At 53.2% G+C, this 21,698-nt stretch carries 15 protein-coding genes and 1 pseudogene; 12 read left to right on the top strand and 4 right to left on the bottom strand.

All coding sequences use genetic code 11. From position 1 onward, the window contains the following. Positions 1-86: 86 nt before the first annotated feature. On the top strand, positions 87-6,449 hold the full coding sequence (locus NYE26_RS18340; RefSeq protein ID WP_339249206.1) for an S-layer homology domain-containing protein: 6,363 nt from the start codon (positions 87-89) through the stop codon (positions 6,447-6,449). 198 nt (positions 6,450-6,647) lie between these two features. On the opposite strand, the pseudogene NYE26_RS18335 reads toward NYE26_RS18340, so the two are convergent. Together NYE26_RS18335 and NYE26_RS18330 are read right to left on the bottom strand one after the other, a co-directional pair. Then, positions 6,648-6,830: pseudogene (locus NYE26_RS18335) on the bottom strand (helix-turn-helix domain-containing protein); the annotation flags it as partial. Positions 6,831-7,174: 344 nt separating this feature from the next. Further along, positions 7,175-7,444, bottom strand: coding sequence for a DUF6199 family natural product biosynthesis protein (locus tag NYE26_RS18330; RefSeq protein ID WP_339249204.1), 270 nt, complete (start codon positions 7,442-7,444; stop codon positions 7,175-7,177). Between the two features lie 111 nt (positions 7,445-7,555). On the opposite strand from NYE26_RS18330, the gene NYE26_RS18325 reads away from it, so the two are divergent. The 8 genes from NYE26_RS18325 (at position 7,556) to NYE26_RS18290 (ending at position 16,210) form a co-directional block, all read left to right on the top strand. Continuing rightward, a complete protein-coding gene (locus tag NYE26_RS18325) occupies positions 7,556-8,245 on the top strand; it encodes a response regulator (RefSeq protein ID WP_339249202.1) in 690 nt (229 codons plus the stop codon). Next, the gene (locus NYE26_RS18320; protein WP_339249201.1) at positions 8,242-9,246 is read left to right on the top strand and encodes a sensor histidine kinase; all 1,005 of its coding nucleotides are present in this window, start codon (positions 8,242-8,244) and stop codon (positions 9,244-9,246) included. Before NYE26_RS18325 ends, NYE26_RS18320 begins: the two co-directional genes overlap by 4 nt. A 98-nt stretch (positions 9,247-9,344) precedes the next feature. Further along, complete coding sequence (locus NYE26_RS18315) at positions 9,345-10,100, top strand: ABC transporter ATP-binding protein (RefSeq protein ID WP_036733135.1); 756 nt, start codon at positions 9,345-9,347, stop codon at positions 10,098-10,100. After that, entirely contained in the window at positions 10,097-12,040 is a 1,944-nt protein-coding gene (locus NYE26_RS18310) for an ABC transporter permease (protein ID WP_339249200.1), read from the top strand. The genes NYE26_RS18315 and NYE26_RS18310 overlap by 4 nt, the downstream gene beginning before the upstream one ends. Positions 12,041-12,212: 172 nt before the next feature. Then, a complete protein-coding gene (locus NYE26_RS18305) occupies positions 12,213-12,557 on the top strand; it encodes a hypothetical protein (protein ID WP_339249199.1) in 345 nt (114 codons plus the stop codon). A 42-nt stretch (positions 12,558-12,599) separates the two neighbouring features. Further along, positions 12,600-13,325: an MOSC domain-containing protein gene (locus NYE26_RS18300; RefSeq protein WP_076081711.1), complete on the top strand. Its 726-nt coding sequence runs from the start codon at positions 12,600-12,602 to the stop codon at positions 13,323-13,325. Between the two features lie 20 nt (positions 13,326-13,345). Continuing rightward, positions 13,346-14,284, top strand: coding sequence for a helix-turn-helix domain-containing protein (locus tag NYE26_RS18295; protein WP_339249198.1), 939 nt, complete (start codon positions 13,346-13,348; stop codon positions 14,282-14,284). A 168-nt stretch (positions 14,285-14,452) separates the two neighbouring features. Continuing rightward, a complete protein-coding gene (locus NYE26_RS18290) occupies positions 14,453-16,210 on the top strand; it encodes a sugar-binding domain-containing protein (protein ID WP_339249197.1) in 1,758 nt (585 codons plus the stop codon). A 24-nt stretch (positions 16,211-16,234) separates the two neighbouring features. Here NYE26_RS18290 and NYE26_RS18285 read toward each other — a convergent pair whose 3' ends face one another. Then, the gene (locus NYE26_RS18285) at positions 16,235-17,032 is read right to left on the bottom strand and encodes a lipase family protein (protein ID WP_339249196.1); all 798 of its coding nucleotides are present in this window, start codon (positions 17,030-17,032) and stop codon (positions 16,235-16,237) included. Positions 17,033-17,200: 168 nt separating this feature from the next. On the opposite strand from NYE26_RS18285, the gene NYE26_RS18280 reads away from it, so the two are divergent. After that, positions 17,201-18,076 (top strand): alpha/beta fold hydrolase, encoded by an 876-nt coding sequence (locus tag NYE26_RS18280; RefSeq protein WP_339249194.1) that lies wholly within the window; start codon positions 17,201-17,203, stop codon positions 18,074-18,076. A gap of 88 nt (positions 18,077-18,164) precedes the next feature. Here NYE26_RS18280 and NYE26_RS18275 read toward each other — a convergent pair whose 3' ends face one another. Further along, positions 18,165-20,045: an LTA synthase family protein gene (locus tag NYE26_RS18275; RefSeq protein ID WP_339249193.1), complete on the bottom strand. Its 1,881-nt coding sequence runs from the start codon at positions 20,043-20,045 to the stop codon at positions 18,165-18,167. 178 nt (positions 20,046-20,223) lie between these two features. Here NYE26_RS18275 and NYE26_RS18270 point away from each other — a divergent pair, with 178 nt between their 5' ends. Then, positions 20,224-20,481, top strand: coding sequence for a hypothetical protein (locus NYE26_RS18270; RefSeq protein ID WP_339249192.1), 258 nt, complete (start codon positions 20,224-20,226; stop codon positions 20,479-20,481). Next, a complete protein-coding gene (locus NYE26_RS18265) occupies positions 20,478-21,614 on the top strand; it encodes a GDSL-type esterase/lipase family protein (protein WP_339249191.1) in 1,137 nt (378 codons plus the stop codon). Before NYE26_RS18270 ends, NYE26_RS18265 begins: the two co-directional genes overlap by 4 nt. Positions 21,615-21,698: the final 84 nt, after the last annotated feature.

Here is a 21,698-nt window from a genome sequence, read left to right as displayed (position 1 = left end):
GAGATGGTGATTTACCAAAAGGAACCGTCTGCCTTTTAGCTCCTCGAGTTGTAGACAAGGACTATAGAAGGGGCGGAAAGTTAACAATGGAATCTCATGCAAAACGAAAAGGCTGGTGGAGCAGGCCGGCAAAAGCCTTGCTGTCGCTGACACTGGTGGCCAGCGGTTTCTCGGCGGCAGGTGCACCGTCGAAGGCAGAAGCGGCCAGCGGTACTCCGGGCGGAGGTATTCAGGCGCCGGTATTATGGCTGAAGGCGGATGATGGGGCGTCGGCTGCAAATGGAGGATTGACAGGCTGGCAGGATCGTTCTCCTAACCCTGTGGCGTTCACGCTCGACCTTCCTAATGGGGCAAAAGTACCGCAGTACAATGAAAGCGGAGTGAATTTTAATCCGAGTGTGAAGTTTGCGAATCCGGCGAACTGGTCCCATTATAATTCATCGGCGAAATTACTCGGTGATAAAAATATAACATTCCAGTCCGGATATGCCGTTTACAAATGGCCTGAAGCGGGAAGTGCAGGCACTCTCGTAGGCAGTTCCGATCTTAAACCTTCCAACGGAGTTATCGTTATGGGTGGATATGGATCAGATATTAGTAACGGTCCTGGTAGAGAAAAGGTATATAGCTACGCTAGTTCCAATATACGGGATCGTTACCAGCTTATTAATTACGAAATAGGAGAAACAGCTCATACTGCCAGTATTGATGGTCAGAACAAAAATGTGAGATTTCAATCGACAACTTTTACTCCATTCACGTTCATGCCTGTGATCGGAGCTACGAATGCACCCAATAGTAATAACTGGACAGGTCTGCAGGCGGAAGTAGCGGAAATTATTTTGTATGACACCATCACAAGTGCTGATGCAGCGAAGATTGAGACATATCTGGCTGTAAAATATGGCATCACCTTAAACCATGATTATATTGGTACAGATGGTACACTGCTGTGGAGTAAGACGGCCAATGCGGCATACCATCACAATGTGGCGGGCCTCGGCAGAGATAATCTGGAGGACTTGAACCAGAAGCAAAGCCGAAGCATTAATAAAGACACACAAGTCGCAATCGGTCTGGGCGGACTTGCTGAAGCAAACAGCGGAAATACGGCAGCGCTTGCCAACGGGCAATACCTGCTCTGGGGAGATAACGGTGAGCCGCTTAAGTTCACGCAGCAGCGTGGATCGACAGATTGGTATCAGGCCGAACGGATCTGGAAGGTTCAGAATAATGGGATTGTAGGAGAGGTGGAAATCGCCATTCCTGCATCGGCTGCCCCGGGAGCCGTAAAGCTGCTGGTGAGTGATACGGACACGGACTTCGCTCATGCCACTGAGTATGAGCTCAGTTCAATCACACTTGCCAATACAGCTCACTATGCTGCGAAGGTGACGCTCAAGGATGGACAATACTTCACTTTTGCGGCAGAGGCTCCTGAGCTTCAGTATTCTCTGCTGGAACAAATTGCGGAGGATGGGCATGAGATCGTGCTGGCCTTCGACCAGGAGATGACCACGGCGAATCTGGCAGGCTTCAGTGTTCAGATTGGAGGCACAGCCGTGCCTATAGGCAGTCTCCCCTACAGAGTGGACCCTGCCGATTCCAAGAAGCTGATTTTGACGCTGCCTGAGGGAACGGACGTTAAAGGGAAAACGGTTACTGTAGCCTATGATGGCACGGGTTCGCTCAAGAGCACTTACGGAGCCCCTGCTAAGCCGTTTTCGGTGAGTCCAAGGGATCAATTCATTGATTCACTTAAGATCACCCAGCCTGCGGGAAGTCCGGTCAATGTACCTAAACCTGAGATTACAGGAGAGGCTGAAGAGGGTTCTGCCGTAGCAATTGTAATCAGGGATAAAGATGGACAGATCGTAACTGGCGCAGGCGGAAATGCTGTCGTTGAAGCGGACGGGACATGGTCGTTCACCCCGGGCAGCGACTTACACGATGGGGAGTACACCATTGAGGCGACAGCAACCAAAGGTGTGAAATCTGCAGTTGCCACCAAGGGGATTACGGTTAATCTTCCGGTGCCCGGAATTGAGATCACAGCTCCAGGCGGGGAGACGGTAACCGATCCCAAGCCGGAGTTCCAGGGAACGACAGATCCTGGAGCTACAGTAACGGCAGTCATCAAAGATGAGGACGGTCAAACCATCGGAACTCCCGCAGTTACTGTGAATGCGGATGGCACATGGAGCTTTAAGCCGGAAGCGGCACTGCCGTATGGCAAATACACGGTAGAAGTGACTTCGGCCAAAAATGGAAAAACCAACTTGGCCTCCAAAACGATTACAGTAGTAGACAAGAGCAAGCTGCAAGCGGAAGTGGATTTGTCTTCCACGCTGGACGAGGAAGACTACACACCTGGAAGCTGGACGGGCTACGCGTCCAAGCTGACCACCGCGCAAGCGGTGCTGGGTAACGCCACGGCCACGCAGGCCGAAGTGGACACAGCATTGGCAGAACTGACCGCAGCGCGTGAAGCACTGGTGCTGAAACCAGTGGTAGACAAGAGTAAGCTGCAAGCGGAAGTGGATCTGTCTTCCACATTGGAAGATGAAGATTACACACCTGGAAGCTGGACGAGTTATGAGTCCAAGCTGACCACTGCGCAGGCAGTGCTGGGTAGTGCGACGGCTACACAAGCCGAAGTGGACACGGCACTGGCGGAGCTAACGGCAGCGCGTGAAGCACTGGTGCTGAAGCCAGTGGTGGACAAGAGCAAGCTGCAAGCGGAAGTGGATTTGTCTTCCACGCTGGACGAGGAAGACTACACAACGGGAAGCTGGACGAGTTATGAGTCCAAGCTGACCACCGCGCAGGCAGTGCTGGGTAGTGCGACGGCCACACAAACCGAAGTGGACACCGCACTGGCGGAGCTGACTGCAGCGCGCGAAGCGCTGGTGCTGAAACCAGACAAGAGCAAGCTGCAAGCGGAAGTGGATCTGTCTTCCACGTTGGACGAGGAATACTACACACCGGGAAGCTGGACGGGTTATGCGTCCAAGCTGAACACCGCGCAAGCGGTGCTTGCGAGTGCCACGGCTACGCAGGCAGAAGTGGACACGGCGCTGGCGGAGCTGACCGCAGCGCGTGAAGCGCTGGTGCTGAAACCAGACAAGAGCAAGCTACAAGCGGAAGTGGATTTGTCTTCCACATTGGAAGAGGGAGACTACACACCTGGAAGCTGGACGGACTACGCGTCCAAGTTGACTACCGCGCAGGCGGTGCTGGGCAACGCCACAGCCACGCAGGCCGAAGTGGACGCGGCGCTGGCGGAGCTGACCGCAGCGCGTGAAGCACTGGTGCTGAAGCCAGTGGTGGACAAGAGCAAGCTGCAAGCGGAAGTGGATCTGTCTTCCACGCTGGACGAGGAAGACTACACACCGGGAAGCTGGACGGATTACGCGTCCAAGCTGACTACCGCGCAAGCTGTGCTGGGCAGTGCGACGGCTACGCAGGCCGAAGTGGACACAGCACTGGCGGATCTAACCGCAGCGCGTGAAGCACTGGATCTGAAGCCAGTGGTGGATAAGAGCAAGCTGCAAGCGGAAGTGGATTTGTCTTCCACGCTGGAAGAGGAAGACTACACAACTGGAAGCTGGACGGATTATGCGTCCAAGCTGACTACCGCGCAGGCGGTGCTGGGCAGTGCGACGGCTACGCAGGCCGAAGTGGACACAGCACTGGCGGAGCTGACTGCAGCGCGTGAAGCGCTGGTGCTGAAACCAGTGGTGGATAAGAGTAAGCTGCAAGCGGAAGTGGATCTGTCTTCCACGCTGGACGAGGAAGACTACACACCTGGAAGCTGGACAGACTACGTGTCCAAGCTGACTAACGCGCAGGCGGTGCTGGGCAGTGCGACGGCTACGCAAGCCGAAGTGGACACAGCACTGGCGGAGCTGACTGCAGCGCGTGAAGCGCTGGTGCTGAAACCAGTGGTGGATAAGAGTAAGCTGCAAGCGGAAGTGGATCTGTCTTCCACGCTGGACGAGGAAGACTACACACCTGGAAGCTGGACAGACTACGTGTCCAAGCTGACTAACGCGCAGGCGGTGCTGGGCAGTGCGACGGCTACGCAAGCCGAAGTGGACACGGCACTGGCGGAGCTGACCGCAGCGCGTGAAGCACTGGTACTGAAGCCAGTGGTGGACAAGAGCAAGCTGCAAGCGGAAGTGGACTTGTCTTCCACGCTGGACGAGGAAGACTACACACCTGGAAGCTGGACAGACTACGCGTCCAAGCTGACGACTGCGCAAGCGGTGCTTACGAGTTCCACGGCTACACAAGCCGAAGTGGACGCAGCACTGGCGGAGCTGACCGCAGCGCGTGAAGCACTGGTACTGAAACCAGTGGTGCCAGTAGTGGACAAGAGCAAGCTGCAAGCGGAAGTGGATCTGTCTTCCACATTGCATGAGGAAGACTACACCCCGGGAAGCTGGACAGATTATGCGTCCAAGCTGACTACCGCGCAGGCGGTGCTGGCGAGCGACACTGCCACGCAGGCAGAGGTGGACACGTCACTGGCAGAGCTAACCGCAGCGCGTGAAGCGTTGGTGCTGAAACCAGTGGTGCCAGTAGTGGATAAGAGCAAGCTGCAAGCGGAAGTGGACTTGTCCGCTATTCTGGACAAGGAGACCTACACGTCAGCAAGCTGGACGAGCTACGAGTCCATGCTGACCGACGCGCAAGCAGTACTGGCAAGCGCTACTGCCACACAGGCCGAAGTGGACGCAGCACTGGAAGCATTGCAGGCGGCTTACCGGGCATTGGTTCCGAAGAGCGGTCTGGCAAGCATTGCGCCATCTGCTGGTGTGATTCAACCCAATGTGACGGCGAGCGTGTACGAATACAGTCTTAATGTGGAGCACAATGTCTCCGAGCTTCAACTGACATTGGCAGCCGCTCATCCGGACGCGGCCATTACGGTTAACGGCCAGGCTGCCGGGACGGGGCAAGCAAATGCTGCGGTGACACTGAATGTAGGCGATAATACCGTAACCATTGTAGTCCGGGAAACAGACGGCAGCGAAAAAACGTACACGGTTACCGTGAGACGCCAATCCGCGCCAAATGAGTCATCGCAGACGCCTTATACTCCTTCTGCACCGCCGGTCTTACCGGTTGTAGAGAGAATAACGGTAGATGTAGAAGCCATTGGTTATGGAATTGTTGCAAAAACAGAAATTGAAAGAACGACGAATAACGATGGCAGCAAGAGCGATAAAGTAACGTTCACAACGGCCAAAGCACTTGAAGCCGTTGAAAAGACCCTGGCTGCCCATTCGCCAAGCGTACGTATTGTCATTCCGGACAAACAGGATGTCGTAAAAGATGTCCGTGTGGAGCTGCCGGATGCGGCAGTGAAGGCTGTGCAGGAAGCCGGGCTCAACCTGGAAATCTATACGGATAACGGCATGATTACCATTCCGAATGCCTCGCTTAACGGACTGAATCCGAATCTGTATTTCCACCTCGTTCCTGTCAAACAGGAAAGCGAGCGCAAGCAGGTAGAAGAACGGGCCAGAACAGAGGAGATTGTCCGGAAGGCACTGAACAACGGCAACGTCTATGTGGTGGATCGTCCAATCACGATTGAGACCAATATGACCAGCCGCCCGGTAACAATCACCCTGCCGCTCGACAGCAGTCATGTACCGGCAGAGGCAAGCGCAAGAGAAGCTTATCTGTCGAAGCTGGCCGTGTTCATTGAGCACAGCGACGGAGAACGGGAACTGGTGAAACCTGCAATTGTAGCGTATGGAGACAACAAGCTGGGCCTGACCTTCACCATCGGGAAGTTCAGCACCTTCACCATTCTTAATCTGGATAACGGGGGTGCCGAAAGCCACCAAGCTTATATGGTGGGCATGCCGGACGGAACGTTTAAGCCGGAGAACGCGATGACCCGGGCGCAGGTAGCCATGATTCTGTACCGGGTGCTGGAGCTGCAGGGTGCAGGGACAGCCCGCTATTCGGATGTAGCAGGCAGCCACTGGGCCGCAGAAGCTATCCGTCAGGTCACAGCAGCCGGACTTATGAAGGGCATGACCGATGGAAGCTTCAGACCGGAGCAGAGCATCACCAGAGCGGAGATGGCAGTCATCATTGCGCGCTGGAAAGCACTCTCAGGTACAGGCGAACACCGCTATAACGACGCCGCCGGACATTGGGCGGAGAAGGCAATTGGCCAAACGAACGAGGCTGGGTATATGGAAGGCATGCTGGATGGCAGCTTCCAGCCGAACAAAGCCTTGACCCGTGCTGAGGGAGTTACTGTGTTTAACCGTATCTTGGAAAGAGGACCGCTGTACGGTGAGACCGTGCCAGTATGGTCCGATGTGCCGATGACCCACTGGGCATTCCATCAGATTGAGGAAGCATCCAGGGATCACAGCTACACAAGCCGGCCGGAAGGCGGCGAGACGATGATCAAGCCATAAATATATAAATAAAGAAGGGCTGTCCAAGTCATGAAAATGACGAGGGCAGCCCTTCTTTAAAAGATAAGAATTGATATGCTTCGCGCTATAATTATCCTTATCTTTCTCGCTGAAACGGTACCGTCCTCTAAAAGGACGGCAAAACCGTTTCCACTTGTTGGAATGCTTCAACAGGAGATCTTTTTAACGGGCCCCCGCTTAATTTTGCAAATGCCGCCTATACTCATAAGCCGTGATGCCATACACACTTTTGAAATGCCGGTTCAGATGGGTCAGGTCCGTGAAGCCGAATTCAGCAACAGCGGAATAGATATCCCTGTTCTTCTCGATGAATTGCTTGGCATGCTCGACCTTGCAGTTCAGGAAGAATTGATAGGGTGAGCTGCTCCGGGTTAAACAGCATGACCCCATTCCTGTGCGAGGCCTGAAAGCTGCCGTCCAGTGTATATTGCTGAATGCAAGCAGGCGGTTCAGCAGAGCGGATGCGGTAAGGAGCAGTCCGAAGGCGAGTGTGGCTCCGCCGACGTATCCCATTGTTTTCCTGGCCCCATGGTGTTGCACAGAGGAGAGGATCACAATATTGGTCGGGCCGGGTGTGAAGGTAACTACAATACAATAGATGATAAAGGAAAGGATATTCATGATGACCTCCGGTGTAAGTAGTTCCATGAATATACACCGGGACCGGGAATGGCTATAGTACATTATTGCAGCTCGCTATTCCATTAGCCGAGAGCACTCCATATTGTCAATATCCCCATCACCATGACGAATGATCCCATCCATAAGCCCACTGCCCCTCTGAAGCGCATGGAGCTGATGTAGGCGTCACTGGGTTCACTATCTCCTTTCGTTTTCCAGCCCTCACTCATCTGCCAGGTGAAGGTAGGGTGTCTGCGCACATATAAGGCAAATAAGTTGATTGCAATTCCAAATAGCAAGAAGAAGATTCCTGCAAAAGTTCCGATGATAATCAGCTCCTTAGTAAGTTTCAAATGTTTAGCCGTTTGTATCTAATACGTTACTTGGTTTAGGGGAGGTTTCACAATTATAATAAACGTGAAGTATAATAGTCCGATAGTATTTCTTCTGAAGGAGAGTCCTTTGTGTTCAAAATAATGCTAATCGAAGATGATATCACCCTGTTCGGGGAGATCAGGGAGAGGCTTGCCCAATGGTCCTATGAGGTGTACGGGATTACAAATTTCGGTAAGGTACTGCAGGAGTTCTCGGAGGTAAAGCCCGACCTGGTAGTGATTGATATCCAGCTGCCGCAGTTCGACGGCTTCCACTGGTGCCGGATTCTGCGCAGCCACTCCAAGGTGCCGATTATTTTCCTCTCCTCCAGGGACCATCCTAGCGATATGGTGATGTCGATGCAGCTTGGGGCCGATGATTTCATTCAGAAGCCGTTCCATTTCGAGGTGCTGATTGCCAAGATTCAGGCTACCCTACGCCGGGTCTATAATTACGCCAAGGAAGGCACGGAGCTGAAGACCTGGCGCGGAGCGGCGATTGAGTTCGTGAAGAATACGGTCACGGGCAGCGGGGGAGCGGCCCTGCTGACCAAGAATGAGATGATGATTCTCAAAATCCTGCTGGAGCGCAAGAACAGTATTGTGGAACGTGAGGTGATCATCACCAGCCTGTGGGACAACGAGCATTTTGTCAGCGATAATACGCTGACTGTGAACGTGAACCGGCTGCGCAAGAAGCTGGAGCCGCTCGGTCTGGATGCCTACATAGAGACTAAGGTGGGGCAAGGGTATATGGCGACTGAAGAGGCGGCAGAATGATAAGGAAATACATCACCGAGAAGCGGAGCTGGCTGCTCCTGCTGGCCGCCCTCCAGCTGATTATTATTTTCGTGGCCTTTATTGACTCTGCCATACCGCTGCTGCCAGTCCTATACATTGTACTGCTGAATACGCTGCTCTGTCTGGCCTTCGTCTTCCTGCGCTATTCCCGGGAGACCCGGTTCTATAAGAGCCTTGCCTCCTGGGATCAGATCTATGAGCTGCAGGCGGTCCTCGATCCCGGTAGTCCGATGGAGCGGCTGGTCCATGAGGCGGTAAGCGCCCAGACAGACCGCTACAAGCGCGAATCCTTCATGAATGTCCAGCTGCTGGAATCGGAGAAGGACGAGCTGCTGGCCTGGATACATGAGGTCAAGACCCCGCTGACTGCCATGCAGCTCATGATAGAGCGCCTGCCGGACGAGACCCTGCAAAGACAGATGATGTACGAATGGCTGCGGATTCACCATCTGCTCGACCAGCAGCTGCATCAGAAGCGGATTCCCTTCATCCGTAATGATCTGTTCATTGAAAAGGTCAGTCTTGCCCCTATCCTTAATAAGGAGATCCGGGCACTGAAATCCTGGTGCATCTCCAAACGCATCGGGTTCGACGTAGAGCTTGAGGCCGAGACCGTGCTGACAGACGGCAAATGGCTGGCCTTCATGCTCAGACAGCTCCTGACCAATGCCGTGAAATACAGCGAAGCCTCCGATATCCTCATCCGGAGCCTAGAAGAGGGCGGCCATGTCGTGCTTGTCATTGAAGACAGAGGACAGGGGATAGATCCCAGGGATCTGCCGCGCATCTATGATAGGGGCTTCACCTCATCGCGCTTCCGCCAGGAGGGGGCAGCCACCGGCATGGGGCTATATCTGACCCGGCAGGTGGCGGAGCCGCTGCAGATCAGACTTCACGCTGCTTCCGTGCTTGGGCAGGGGAGTGTGTTTACGCTAACTTTTCCAAGGGAGAATGACTTTCAGCGGCTAACAGGCATGTGACAATAGTGTCACATGCCTGTTCCATTTGTTCGGCGAAGCGCAGGAAAATGATCATCCACCCGCTTATGATAGAGCTATAGAAAAGGAGTGGGGAACAGATGCTTATCATGCAAGCTAACAAAATCTATAAAACCTATGGCAACAAATTCAATAAACAGGAAGTCCTGAGCGGTATTGATCTTCAGGTGGACAAGGGCGAGTTCGTCGGAATCATGGGTCCGTCCGGGTCCGGCAAAACGACGCTTCTGAACGTATTGTCCTCCATTGACCGGGTAAGCAAGGGCACGATCGAAATTGAGGGCAAGGAATTCACCGGGATGAAGGAGAAGCAGCTCGCCGAGTTCCGCAAGCATCATCTCGGGTTCATTTTCCAGGATTATAACCTGCTCGACACCTTGACGGTCAAGGAGAACATCATGCTGCCGCTATCGATTACAGGCATGTCCAAGAAGGAGGCGCACCAGAAATTCGACCAGGTAGCGGGCGAGCTGGGAATCTATGAGCTGAAGGATAAATATCCGGCGGAAATCTCAGGCGGGCAGAAGCAGCGTACGTCTGCGGCACGGGCGTTCGTGCATGATCCGAGTATTATTTTTGCCGATGAGCCGACGGGAGCCTTGGATTCCAAATCTGCGTCCGATCTGCTGAACAAGCTGGCTGCCATGAACAGCAAGCGTGAAGCTACCATTGTCATGGTTACGCATGATGCCGTGGCCGCCAGCTACTGCAGCCGCGTGGTGTTCATCCGGGATGGGCAAATCTACACCCAGCTGAACAAGGGGGAGGAATCGCGGCAATCCTTCTTGGGTGATATTATCAGCACCCAGGGCGTACTTGGTGGTGTCACGCAATGAGTCTGAATTATATTATCCTGCGGAACCTCAAAAAGAACATTAAGAACTATTATCTCTACGTTTTTGCTCTTATTTTCAGTGTGGCCCTGTATTTCTCCTTCGTGACGCTGCAGTTCGACCCGGCCATGCACGAGGTCAGCGGTTCAATCAAAGGCGGGGCAGCCATTGGCGCGTCCTCGGTCCTGCTGGTAGCGATTGTTGCTATCTTCCTGCTGTACGCGAACACGATCTTCATCAAGCGCCGCAGCAAGGAGATCGGGCTGTTCCAGCTAATCGGGCTGACCAAGAGCAGAATCTTCGTGCTGCTGAGCGCCGAGAATTTGATTCTGTACTTCGGCTCAATGTTCGCCGGAATCGGCGCAGGGTTCGTGATGTCACGGCTGATCCTGATGGTGCTGTTCAAAATCCTGGAGGTCGAACAGCTGGCAGCCTTGCGCTTTTCCCCCGAGGCTTTGCAGCGGACGGTGCTGGTTTTTGCCGCCGTGTATGTGCTGATTATGATTATGAATTACACCTTCATCCGGGCCCAGAGCATTCTGTCGCTATTCAAGGCTACGGCCACTTCCCAGACGCGTATTCAGAGAATGTCGCTGTGGGAGGTTGTGATCGGCGTGCTCGGGATGATCAGTATCTGTGGAGGATACTATATCTCCGGGGAGCTGTTCAGCGGCAAATTCACGGGCATGGGCGGATTGATGTATGCGATGATTGCTATCCTCGCACTGGTGATTATCGGGACGTATCTGTTCTACAAAGGCTCGGTCAGCTTCCTCTTCAATCTCATCCGCCGCAAGAAGAAGGGCTACCTGTCCATTCGGGAGGTATTATCGCTCTCTTCCATTATGTTCCGGATGAAATCGAATGCCCTGCTGCTGACGGTCATCACCACGGTATCCGCGCTGGCGATCGGCCTGCTCTCTCTGAGCTATATCTCATATTATTCGGTGGAGTCCTCCGCGCGCGAGAGCTCGCCGCATGATTACGGCTTCCTTCAGAAGGCGGATGAGGCGGGATTCCGGGAGGCGCTCGACAAGGCCGGCATAGGTTATACCACTCTGGAGATTCCAACGGTGCAGGTAGAGGTGGATCTTAAGGAGGTCCTGGATACTAAAAATTTCCCCAACAATGACACCAGTCTATTGGCGACCGTGATTAGTGAGAGCAGTCTGAAAAACATGGATTTGCAGCCGGGTGAGGTACGGATTATGGGGTATACGACTACGAAGCAAACCATGCATCAGCTCAAGAACAAGGGGGAACTCGACTTCTCCACCAAGGATGGTGTTATGAAGCAGCAGCTCGCAGGATTGTCAGAGGAGACTGTTCTGCCGTATTATTTTGGCGGAGGTGTTCTGGGGGTGTTCGTGGTGGATGATTCAGTCTTCCAGGAATTGCTTCAGCATAAAGATCCGGATGAGCAAAAAAGAGTGAGCGGCGAAGGAATCTATTACGGTATCAATCTTACCGGGTCCTCGCAGGCCAAGCAGGCTTATGAGATTTATAAGCAGCAGAAGCCGGAGCGGCAAAGCTTCTCGCAATATGAATTTGAGTTCAACCAGCGGACCAATATGGGCCTCATTATGTTCATTGTCGGCTTCCTGGGCCTGACGTTCCTGATCACCTCCGGCTGTATTCTCTATTTCAAGCAGATGGATGAGAGCGAGGAGGAGCGGGAGGGATATACGATCCTGCGCAAGCTGGGCTTCACCCAAGGGGATCTCCTGCGCGGCATCCAGTTCAAGCAGCTGTTCAATTTCGGTATTCCGCTGATTGTCGGGCTGTGCCACAGTTACTTTGCGGTGAAATCCGGCTGGTTCTTCTTCGGGACCGAAATGCTGACCCCGATGTTCGTCGTTATGGGGGTCTATACCGTGCTGTATTCGATCTTCGGCATCCTGTCCGTTCTGTATTACAAGCGGGTAATCCGGGAGTCGCTGTAAAGATATGTAATGATGAGGATAGCCTTGGGGCTGTCCTTTTTCTTTTTAGAGGATTATACTCCTGCTGATTTCATCCAAAAGTGTTCAGCTCTTGCCTTACGCAAAACAGGCAGCGATAATGGTATAATAAGACTGAAACGTAGCAGACCAAACCAAATGGGAAGTGCTTACGATGAACGAACCTGTGCTGAAAAAAGCCATGAACACGTTGGAGTTTTTGAGTCAGAACGAGGAAGCCCGCAGACAATACGAAGCACGTCAGCGCTATTTACATGACGAGGCGTCGATGTATGAAGCGGCTAAGGTGGCCGAGGCCAAGGGATGGGCTGAAGGTGAGGCTAAGGGGAAGGCCGAGGGAATGGCAAAGGGTAAAGCAGAGGGTAAAGCAGAGGGTAAGGCAGACGCTCAAAAAGAAACGGCTCATAAACTGCTTGTTCTAGGTATAGAACTATCTGTTATCGCCGAGGCAACAGGGCTATCCGTAGAAGAGATTCAGAAGTTAAAGCCGCTACAGTAAAAGTTGCAGAGATATCAGACTATAGACAGAAGAGGTGGGGGCGTGTCAGTTACAGTTGGGGAGATTAAATCGATTAACCGTTATCCGGTAAAATCCTTTGCGGGGGAGGCACTGGAGGCCTGTAAGGTTGTCTCTTACGGAGTGGAGGGGGACCGGTATTGTTCCTTTTATGATATGACCAAAAAAGACTGGTCCCAGTATATCACTGCCCGGAAGATTCCGAAGATGATGTCCTATAAGGCGGAGTATACGGGGGAAGATATCCGTGTAACGGCTGCGGATGGCCGGGTGTTCGGCTGGGACCAGGAGCTGCTGGACGAGATACAGAGTTTGACCTCTACCGAAATTACGATGTCTGCGTTCAAGGCACCACACCCGGAGGAGCAGTACCCGGAGCTATTATCGGTAGATGGGGCAAGTATTCTGCTGGTGACCGATAAGAGCTTGAAGAAGCTGGAGGCGATGTGGGGCAAGCCAATTGACCAGCGCCGCTTCCGCGGCAACTTTCTCGTGGAAGTGAGTGAGGACTCGCTCGGGGAGGAAGAGTGGCTCGGCCGCCGTCTGTCGATAGGCAGTACAGTGCTGCAAGTGGATAGCTATTGCGAGCGCTGCGTAATGATTACGACAGACCCGGATACCCTGGAACGGGACAGTTCGCTGCTGAAGCAAGTATATAAAGAGCTTAAGCAGCAGTTCGGCGTCTATGCCTCTGTAATCCGCACGGGAGAAGTTCGGCTGGGCGATCAGGTTCATATGCTGGATAACTAAGCTGGACAGGGGTGAACGATATGCTGGAGTTGTCCATGGAGCATGCGGATGAGCTGGTGAAGGTGACACATGCGCTCTCTACAGAGCTAAGGCTCAGAATGCTGGCGCTGCTTAACACCCGGAGAATGAATGTAGCGGAGCTGGCTGAAGCGCTGGAAATTCCGGTATCTACGGCAGCCTCCAACGTGAAGGTACTGGAGCAGGCAGGGCTGATTGAGACCGAGCTGCTGCCTGCTTCACGCGGGGCGATGAAGGTATGCAGCCGGATCTATGATGATATCAAGATCACGATCAATGCCCCGCAGCGCCGCCTGCAAGCCGGTCAAGGCGAATATTGCTATGAGATATCCATGCCGATCGGCAATTTCACAGCATGCGAAGTGGCGCCTACCTGCGGTATGGTCAGTGAGAATGGTCCGATTATTTCGGAGGATTCACCGGCGGGATTTTTTCATCCGGACCGGGTGCAGGCCCAGCTGCTCTGGCTGCGCAAAGGTTATCTCGAATACCGCTATCCGCTGGAAATTCCGCAAGGAGCGGTGCTTCACCGGATTCAATTCTCCATGGAGATCTGCTCGGAGGCACCGAATTACGAGAATGACTGGCCTTCGGATATCACACTGTGGATTAACCAGGTGGAGGTGGGGACCTGGACCTCGCCCGGCGACTTCGGCGGCAGACGCGGGAAGCTGAATCCCTCGTGGTGGATTGATACGGGAACCCAGTTCGGCGCACTCAAGACCTGGAGCGTAGATAATACCCGCAGCACTATCGACCATCAGGAGCTATCTGCTGTTAATCTGGAGCAGCTGAACCTCACCGGCCAGAACCACGTGGATCTGCGGCTGGGCGTGAAGGAGAATGCGGTCTTCAAGGGCGGTATGAACCTGTTCGGCAAAAAATTCGGCGATTATGAGCAGGATCTGGTGATGAAGATTTTTTATAGTGTGGAGCCTTAGTCTAGAAGTAAGGTGAATGTAAGATTTTATTTGCGGAAAAGAACCTGCTGCTTACGGCGAAGGTTCTTTTTGGCGTCACCATTGACATTTCAGCGGATTCTGCAATAATTAATGCATATTTATTGTATTAAAACAAAAATACTGTTCTTAAGGAGTGTGCGCACTATAATGACAACCCGGCACTATATCAAGGATTATCCTCGGCCGCAGTTCGTCCGTGACGCCTGGCAGAGCCTGAACGGGGAATGGGATTTCCGGTATGACGATGACAACATGGGGGAGCGGGAGAGATGGCATGAGGATCTGCACGGCGATCTGAAGATTCAGGTTCCGTTCACGTATGAGACGGTGGCGAGTGGAATCGGCGAGACCACGTTCCATCCGTATGTATGGTATGAGCGGGAGGTACAACTACCTGACACCTTGGGCAACAAGCGGGTGCTGCTGAATTTCCAGGCGGTGGATCATATCGCGAAGGTGTGGGTGAACGGCAGCTATGCCGGGGGGCACCAAGGCGGGTACGCGGCTTTTACACTGGATATCACAGATTATCTGAACACAGGTGCCGGAGCGCTGAACCGTCTGACCGTCAAGGCAGAGGATAGCCAGAGCTGTACACAACCACGGGGCAAGCAGCGCTGGGTGGATGAGAATTTCGAGTGCTTCTATGTGCAGACCACGGGAATCTGGCAGAGTGTGTGGCTGGAGTGTGTATCCCCTTCGTATCTTAAGTCTGTCAAAATCACTCCGGATCTCGATAACCGCTCGGTCCGCTTCGAATACGAGGCTCAGGTGGCAGCCCCGAATCTCCGGCTGGAGACCCGGATCAGCACGCAGGAGAAGACCTTCAAGCAGGTCTCGCTGCATATCGACCGGTCTTGGCAGCAACTGGATGTAGAGCTGACCCATGAAGCGAATGGCCCGTGGAAGCTCCAGTCCTGGTCGCCCGCTTCGCCGGTGCTGTATGAGGTGGAGTTCGTTCTGTACGAAGGGGACAAGGTGATCGACCAGGTCTACTCCTACTTCGGACTCCGCAAAATCTCCATCGAACAAGGCAAGGTGCTGCTCAACAATACGCCAGTGTACCAGAAGCTGATTCTGGACCAGGGCTATTGGCCGGACAGCCATTTGACCCCGCCTTCGGAGGAGGCGCTGATTGCTGACATTGATGCGATTCTCGCGATGGGCTACAACGGGGTACGCAAGCATATGAAGATTGAGGATGCGCGCTTTCTGTACTGGTGTGATGTGAAGGGACTGCTGGTCTGGTCGGAGATGGCGGCCACCTATGAGTTCAATGATGAGGCCGTGGTGCAGTTCACGAAGGAATGGACCGAGATTGTCCGGCAGCAATATAATCATCCCTCGGTGATTACCTGGGTGCCTTTTAACGAATCCTGGGGTATTCCGCAGGTCTATACGAATAAGCGGCAGCAGCAATTCACTGAGGGCATCTATCATCTTACTAAGGCGATGGACCCGGACCGTCCGGTGATTGTCAATGACGGCTGGGAGCATACGATCAGCGATATTATTACCCTGCATGATTATGAAGAGAGCGGAGCTGTGTTACTAGAACGTTATGCAGACTCCGGCAGTGTGCTTGGCGGCAGCTCCTCGTTCAATAACTGGAAATACGCGATGGCCCAGGGCTACGAATACCGGGGTCAGCCTGTCATAGTCAGTGAATTCGGGGGCATTGCCTTCAACACCGGCGAGGGGTGGGGCTATGGAGAGCAGGTCAGCAGCACGGAAGCCTTCATTGAACGGTTCCGCAGCATCACGCAGGCGATCAAGGATACACCTTACATCTGCGGTTATTGCTACACTCAGGTTACGGATGTGCAGCAGGAAGTGAACGGACTGTTGAACGCGGACCGGACCCCGAAGATTCCGATGGACGAGATTCGTAAGATCAACCGGTAGAAGGGTCTATCCGCAGAGCGGAGATCAGGTGATCAGCTCCGGGACCGGACAGAACCCAGGATTCGCGGTGCACAGAGCTGTGGTGAAGTCGGGCCGTGTCTTCCTCAGCACAGCGAAATAACTACGGATGACATGATTCAGCTCAGGACTGCCATTCTGGAAGGATAGGGACTTAAGGGTCTGGACATGGGTGTAATAGTATTTGGTCTTCTGCTTAGGCAGCTTGTAGACGGTTGGCGGAACATACGTAGTGACGTCAAAAAGATTGGCATAGCGGTAGCTGCTGCGCACATACCGGCTGAAGGCCTTGGCAAAATCCGCATCCCCGACACGCGGAGAACCGTAGGTATACAGCCGCGGGGCGGTCAAGGCAGAATTGGCAGCAACATCCAGCGCACACAGAGTGGCCAGTGCCCCGCCAAGGCTATGGCCTGTTACATATAGCGTCTTCTCTGGAGACAGAGTACCAAGCACGGAGAGAATGGCATCCCGAGCGGATGCATAGATATCGGTGAACCCCCGATGGGTCATGCAGGGTTCCTGGATGTATTTAAATTTCTTTTGCGCGGCATTCATGTTCGAGAGCCAGTCATTGGTGGAGATGCTTCCGCGCCAGGCAATAATGATCTCCTGCGGTGATTCCAGAATGAAGCCGAACAGCTCCCACACATTCCCCATCGATTTCGCCTGGAAGCTATGCACGGCCGAGAAGTCCGCCGGTACCACGAACGCACCCTCCGCATTGGCAAATTGGGTATAGGTCTGTCCGCAGACAGCCGCCAGAAAAATCGCCCATTCCGCCTCACCTGTCATGGTACTCATTCTGCATCCCGCCTTTCTTTATATCTGTGTATGATGGGAAGGCGGGATTGGTGCCTATTCGTATGGTGACAGCATAGATGGACCGTGTATATAATTAATCCATTGTCTGCCAAATACATATAAGGTAAAGCAAACGTAAGGGATTGCGGGATTGGAGGAGGAAATGAAATGATTGAGGAACGTATCTCAATAGGAGAGATAAGCATTAACGCTAAGTATTCTTTAAAAGACAAGCCTGTCATCTTGTTGCTTCATTTCAGCGGCGGAAACCTGCATATGTGGGATGGAGTTCTCCCGCAACTGGAGCAGGACTACAGCATCCTTGCACCGGATCTCCGGGGGCATGGCCGGTCGGACAAGCCGGAGACTGGCTATCATATTGACGAGATGGCAGAGGATATGTATCAATTGCTGAGGCATTTGGAGGTGGAAAAGTGCCACGTAGTAGGAAGCTCCATGGGAGCACAGGTAGCGGTCAGTCTGGCAGCAGACCATCCGGAGCTTGTATTATCTCTGGTGTGCGAAGGTGCGCTGAATAACGAATTTGGCGAATATGGTATATTTGACGGCACGGTGGAAGCGGTGGAGCAGAGGAAAGTGCAGCTTCGGGCAGAACTGGAGGAATGGAAGGAACCGTGCTATGACAGCCTTGAATCGTATGTAGCCCAGCAGCGGGCTGAGCTGACTGCGGAGGGCCTGTGGAATGAATATTTCTGTGCGTTCTATACGCATAGTCTGGAGCAGCATCCAGACGGCAAGTATTCCTATTGTTATCCGAACCGTGTCAGAATCGAATACATAGTGAAGTATTGGGAGCTGTGTTTTGAACACTATTATCAGAAAATACAATCCCCGGTCCTGTTCCTGCCCAGCGAAGCGGAATGGAACGATGAACGGGTCCGCAGCAGTCTGAATGCCTTCGCAGAGCTGCTGGACAGCTATGAAATTGCGCTGATCCCGGATTCGCTTCATGCGTATGTCTGGATGCAGCTTCCGCTTCAGGCAGGTCAGGCTGTGCGGGATTTTCTGGACAAGCAGCTCTAACCCTACCAAGCATATAAAGAAGCCCGGTTCAGAGACAGGACTCCGAACCGGGCTTTGCTGTGTGAAGGATGGTGCCTATTTTCAGCTTTTATTCGCTCTCCGGCGGATCTTCAACTACCCGGTCAGGCAGCTGAGTCACATAGCTGTCGGACATGCGGAGCAGCTCCAGCGCCCGGGTGAATTCATCCTCTGTCGATTGAAGCAGATCCGTGCCGTCACCGGACAGGGTGTAATGCTGGCCGTCCTCGAACCCGCTGCCTGACAGGAACAGCTCTTCATTATTAACGAAGGAACCCGTAGGCAGATAATAGCGCTGCGGCAGCAGGTTATACGCGGTCTGGTTAAGCAGATCCTGTCCGAAGTGGATATGATAGTCCAGCGGAACCCCGAGCAGATTGGCAACGGTCGGCAAAATATCCACCTGGCCGCCTAACTGCTCCTTCAGTGCCGGTGTGGTAATGCCTGTGGCTGAGATGATCAGCGGTATATTAATCAGATCACGCTCATTATATTCATGGTCCAGAATCTCCTCCAGCAGGACCTTGTCGGCCTCTTTTAGCGAGAATATAGGAAGACCCCGGTGATCGCCGTAAAGGACCATTATGCTGTTATCCCACACACCGCTGCTCTTAAGCTCATCAAGAAATTGGCCCAGCGCATAATCCGCATAGTTCTCAGCCCGGATATAGTCACCGACTAGCGTCCCTTCGTACCGTTCCGGCAAGGTCATCTTGTATTTGCTCTCCGGGATCGAGAACGGATTATGCGACGACATCGAGATGACATGGGCATAGAAGGGCTGTTCACGCTGATCCATCTGCGCAAGCTCCGCAGAGGTCTTTCTGTACAGGACTTCATCCGAGGAGCCATAGAAGACTGCATCCTCTTCGCCGAAGTAGGTTTTGTCGTAATATTGATTGAAGCCCAGCGCCTTGTACAGCTCCCCGCGGTTCCAGAACTCTACATTATTGGTATGAAAAGTCGCTGTATCGTACCCCTGTGCCTCCAGCAGCTTCGGCAGGCTCGGCAGCTCCTTCGGAGCATACTTATCTGTGGCCGGACCGTCCGGCGGCACATAAAAGGAAGTGTTGACGATGAATTCGGCATCCGAGGTATTGCCCTGGCCTACCTGCTGAAAGAACCGGGGGAAATAGTAGCTCTCGCCGGCCAGCCTATTCAGGTTCGGTGTGATTTCGGTTCCGTCCACGGACAGATTGATCAGGAAGTTCTGGAGCGACTCCATCTGCAGGATGATCAGATTCTTACCCTTGGCAGCCCCGAACAAGACCGGATTAGCTTTCTGCTGAATGCCCTTTGTCATGTCGATGCCAGCCTGGGAGATTTGCGCAGGGTCCATAGGCTCTTCTGCGGGTTCACGCAGCAGGGCGTAGGCTTCATAATTGAGAATGCCCATTTGCTCTGCCTTGACATTCTCATTCATACTGGCTTTATTGGGGAAGATATTCATCATGCACAGCGTAAGCGAGATGCAGAACAGGATAGCCACTGCCTTGCGGTTGCTGGGCCGGGACATGGAATGCTTCCAGGCGAGCGCTTTTTTGCGTCTGAGCATGATCAGGCTGATAATAATGATGTCTACGAAGATAAGCATATATTGCGGATGCACGACGGCGAATATACTTTTTTTGACGGCGCCTACCTGTTTGACCTGTCCGAAGACCTGAGACGTAGCAATCATACCAAAATGATTATGATAGACGATGAGAGAGAAGAACAGTACAGTAATGAGCAGATTGACGATCAGATAGATGGCGACCTTGTGCTTGGTGGCGAACCATTCGATGAGGCAGAACAGCAGCAGCACGAACGGGATTTCCTTCAGCCAGGTGGTCCAGGTGGGACCGTCCTCGAATAAGTAATACCAGGCGAAATAACTCTTCACCAGCATGATCAGCGAGAAGAACAGAATCGACCTTTTTCGAAGCGAACGTGATTCCTTGTAAGGCATTGCGTATGCGCATCCTTTTCTATATAATCCATTAATTCTATTACAGGGCCGAGTTCAAAATCAACCGGTATTTAAGGGCAGTTTGGTGAAAAATAAAGGTGAAAGTTCACCGCATATACGTTATTCTCTAAGAAGCATCCGGGAAGTTGAACCGTTGATAAACGAAGCAGGAGGAACAATGATGACCAAAGAATTCTCGCGCCAATATACAGACAGTGTGAAGCAGGAACTATTGAACAGACTCGGCCTGAAGCAGGTGTATTTCAAGGGACAGCAGGGCGAGGACCTGTTATATGAAGCAACGGGCTTTGACCGCGGCACCTCGCATAAGTTCTGTGTCAGAACGCGGAAGGGCACCGTTGACGAATGGGTAGGCGGGAAGTGGATGAAGGTCCGCAGCTTCTCGATTGCCAGCAAACAGGAGGGTTCAGAATGAGCAGCAATTCCCATTTGCAGTTACAGGTACAGCCTTTGACAGAGATCAAGCATCTGAAGATTCATGGCAGAACGACCGGAGCGCTTAACCCCCTGACGTTATTCTGGACGGGCAGTGCGATAGAGGTGAACCTCCGGGCCTCCGAGCTGTGGCTTGAAGTGGAATCCGGTTACGATCATCACGAATCCTGGATCAGTGTGCTGATCAACTCCGTTCCTGTCAGCAGACAGATGGTGAATGCCGGAAGGCACTGGATCTGCGTATTCAGAGGGATGAACCCTGAGACTGTGAAGAATATCCGGATTGTAAAAGAGGTCCAGGCGATGAGCGGCGACCCCGGCGCCTATCTTCAGTTCCATGCGGTCCGCACAGACGGCAGCTTCCTGCCTGTTGAAGCGAAGCCGTACCGGCTGGAGTTCATCGGTGACAGTATCACCTCAGGTGAGGGCGTCATTGGTGCCAAGAGTGAAGAGGACTGGATTCCCGCCTGGTTCAGCGGCGTTCATAACTATACAGCGATCACTGCCGAATCCGTGCAGGCCGAATTCCGGGTGATCTCACAGAGCGGATGGGGAGTGCTCTCCAGTTGGGATAATAACCCGGGGGGCAATATTCCTGACATCTATGAGCAGGTCTGCGGTCTGCTGACCGGCCCGCATAATGAAGCGCTTGGAGCGCATGCGATGAATGATTTTGCGGCCTGGCAGCCGGATGTGGTGGTAGTCAACCTGGGTACCAATGATGACGGCGCGTTCAACTCCCCCGCATGGCTGGATGAGAGTACCGGACGTATCTATAAGCAGCGGCTGAATGAAGACGGAAGCTATCATGAGGAGGATCTGGCCGCCTTCGAGGCCGCGGTTACGAGGTTCCTGGCGAAGCTGAGAGGCTATAACCCCGGGGCGCATCTTCTCTGGGTGTATGGAATGCTGGGTCTCTCCCTGATGCCGGCGATCTACCGCGCGATGGATGGATACATGAGGTCTACGGGCGATAAGAACGTGTCGGTGTTCCAGCTGCCGAATGTGACGAATGAAACGATGGGAGCGCGAACCCATCCGGGCCTGCCGGCGCACGAGCAGACTGCAAGGGAGTTAAGCGGCTATATCCGGGGTCTTTTGTCAGAAGCTTAAGGATGGCAGCATGCCCTTTCAATAGGATAGATTACAGGAGCGCTCATCAGCTGATGAGCGCTTTGCGCTGCAATTCATCTGCTT

The organism is Paenibacillus sp. FSL P2-0136 (assembly GCF_037975325.1).
Classification (GTDB): domain Bacteria; phylum Bacillota; class Bacilli; order Paenibacillales; family Paenibacillaceae; genus Paenibacillus_AQ; species Paenibacillus_AQ silagei.
The sequence above is the reverse complement of the archived record's forward strand: the minus strand, read 5'-3'. Positions and strand labels throughout refer to the sequence as shown.

Coding starts and splice junctions, on each gene's coding strand:
- NYE26_RS18340 (WP_339249206.1), top strand. CDS start 87: ATGGAATCTCATGCAAAACGAAAAGGCTGGTGGAGCAGGCCGGCAAAA.
- NYE26_RS18275 (WP_339249193.1), bottom strand. CDS start 20,045: ATGCCTTACAAGGAATCACGTTCGCTTCGAAAAAGGTCGATTCTGTTC.
- NYE26_RS18290 (WP_339249197.1), top strand. CDS start 14,453: ATGACAACCCGGCACTATATCAAGGATTATCCTCGGCCGCAGTTCGTC.
- NYE26_RS18320 (WP_339249201.1), top strand. CDS start 8,242: ATGATAAGGAAATACATCACCGAGAAGCGGAGCTGGCTGCTCCTGCTG.
- NYE26_RS18280 (WP_339249194.1), top strand. CDS start 17,201: ATGATTGAGGAACGTATCTCAATAGGAGAGATAAGCATTAACGCTAAG.
- NYE26_RS18305 (WP_339249199.1), top strand. CDS start 12,213: ATGAACGAACCTGTGCTGAAAAAAGCCATGAACACGTTGGAGTTTTTG.
- NYE26_RS18285 (WP_339249196.1), bottom strand. CDS start 17,032: ATGAGTACCATGACAGGTGAGGCGGAATGGGCGATTTTTCTGGCGGCT.
- NYE26_RS18295 (WP_339249198.1), top strand. CDS start 13,346: ATGCTGGAGTTGTCCATGGAGCATGCGGATGAGCTGGTGAAGGTGACA.
- NYE26_RS18315 (WP_036733135.1), top strand. CDS start 9,345: ATGCTTATCATGCAAGCTAACAAAATCTATAAAACCTATGGCAACAAA.
- NYE26_RS18310 (WP_339249200.1), top strand. CDS start 10,097: ATGAGTCTGAATTATATTATCCTGCGGAACCTCAAAAAGAACATTAAG.
- NYE26_RS18270 (WP_339249192.1), top strand. CDS start 20,224: ATGATGACCAAAGAATTCTCGCGCCAATATACAGACAGTGTGAAGCAG.
- NYE26_RS18265 (WP_339249191.1), top strand. CDS start 20,478: ATGAGCAGCAATTCCCATTTGCAGTTACAGGTACAGCCTTTGACAGAG.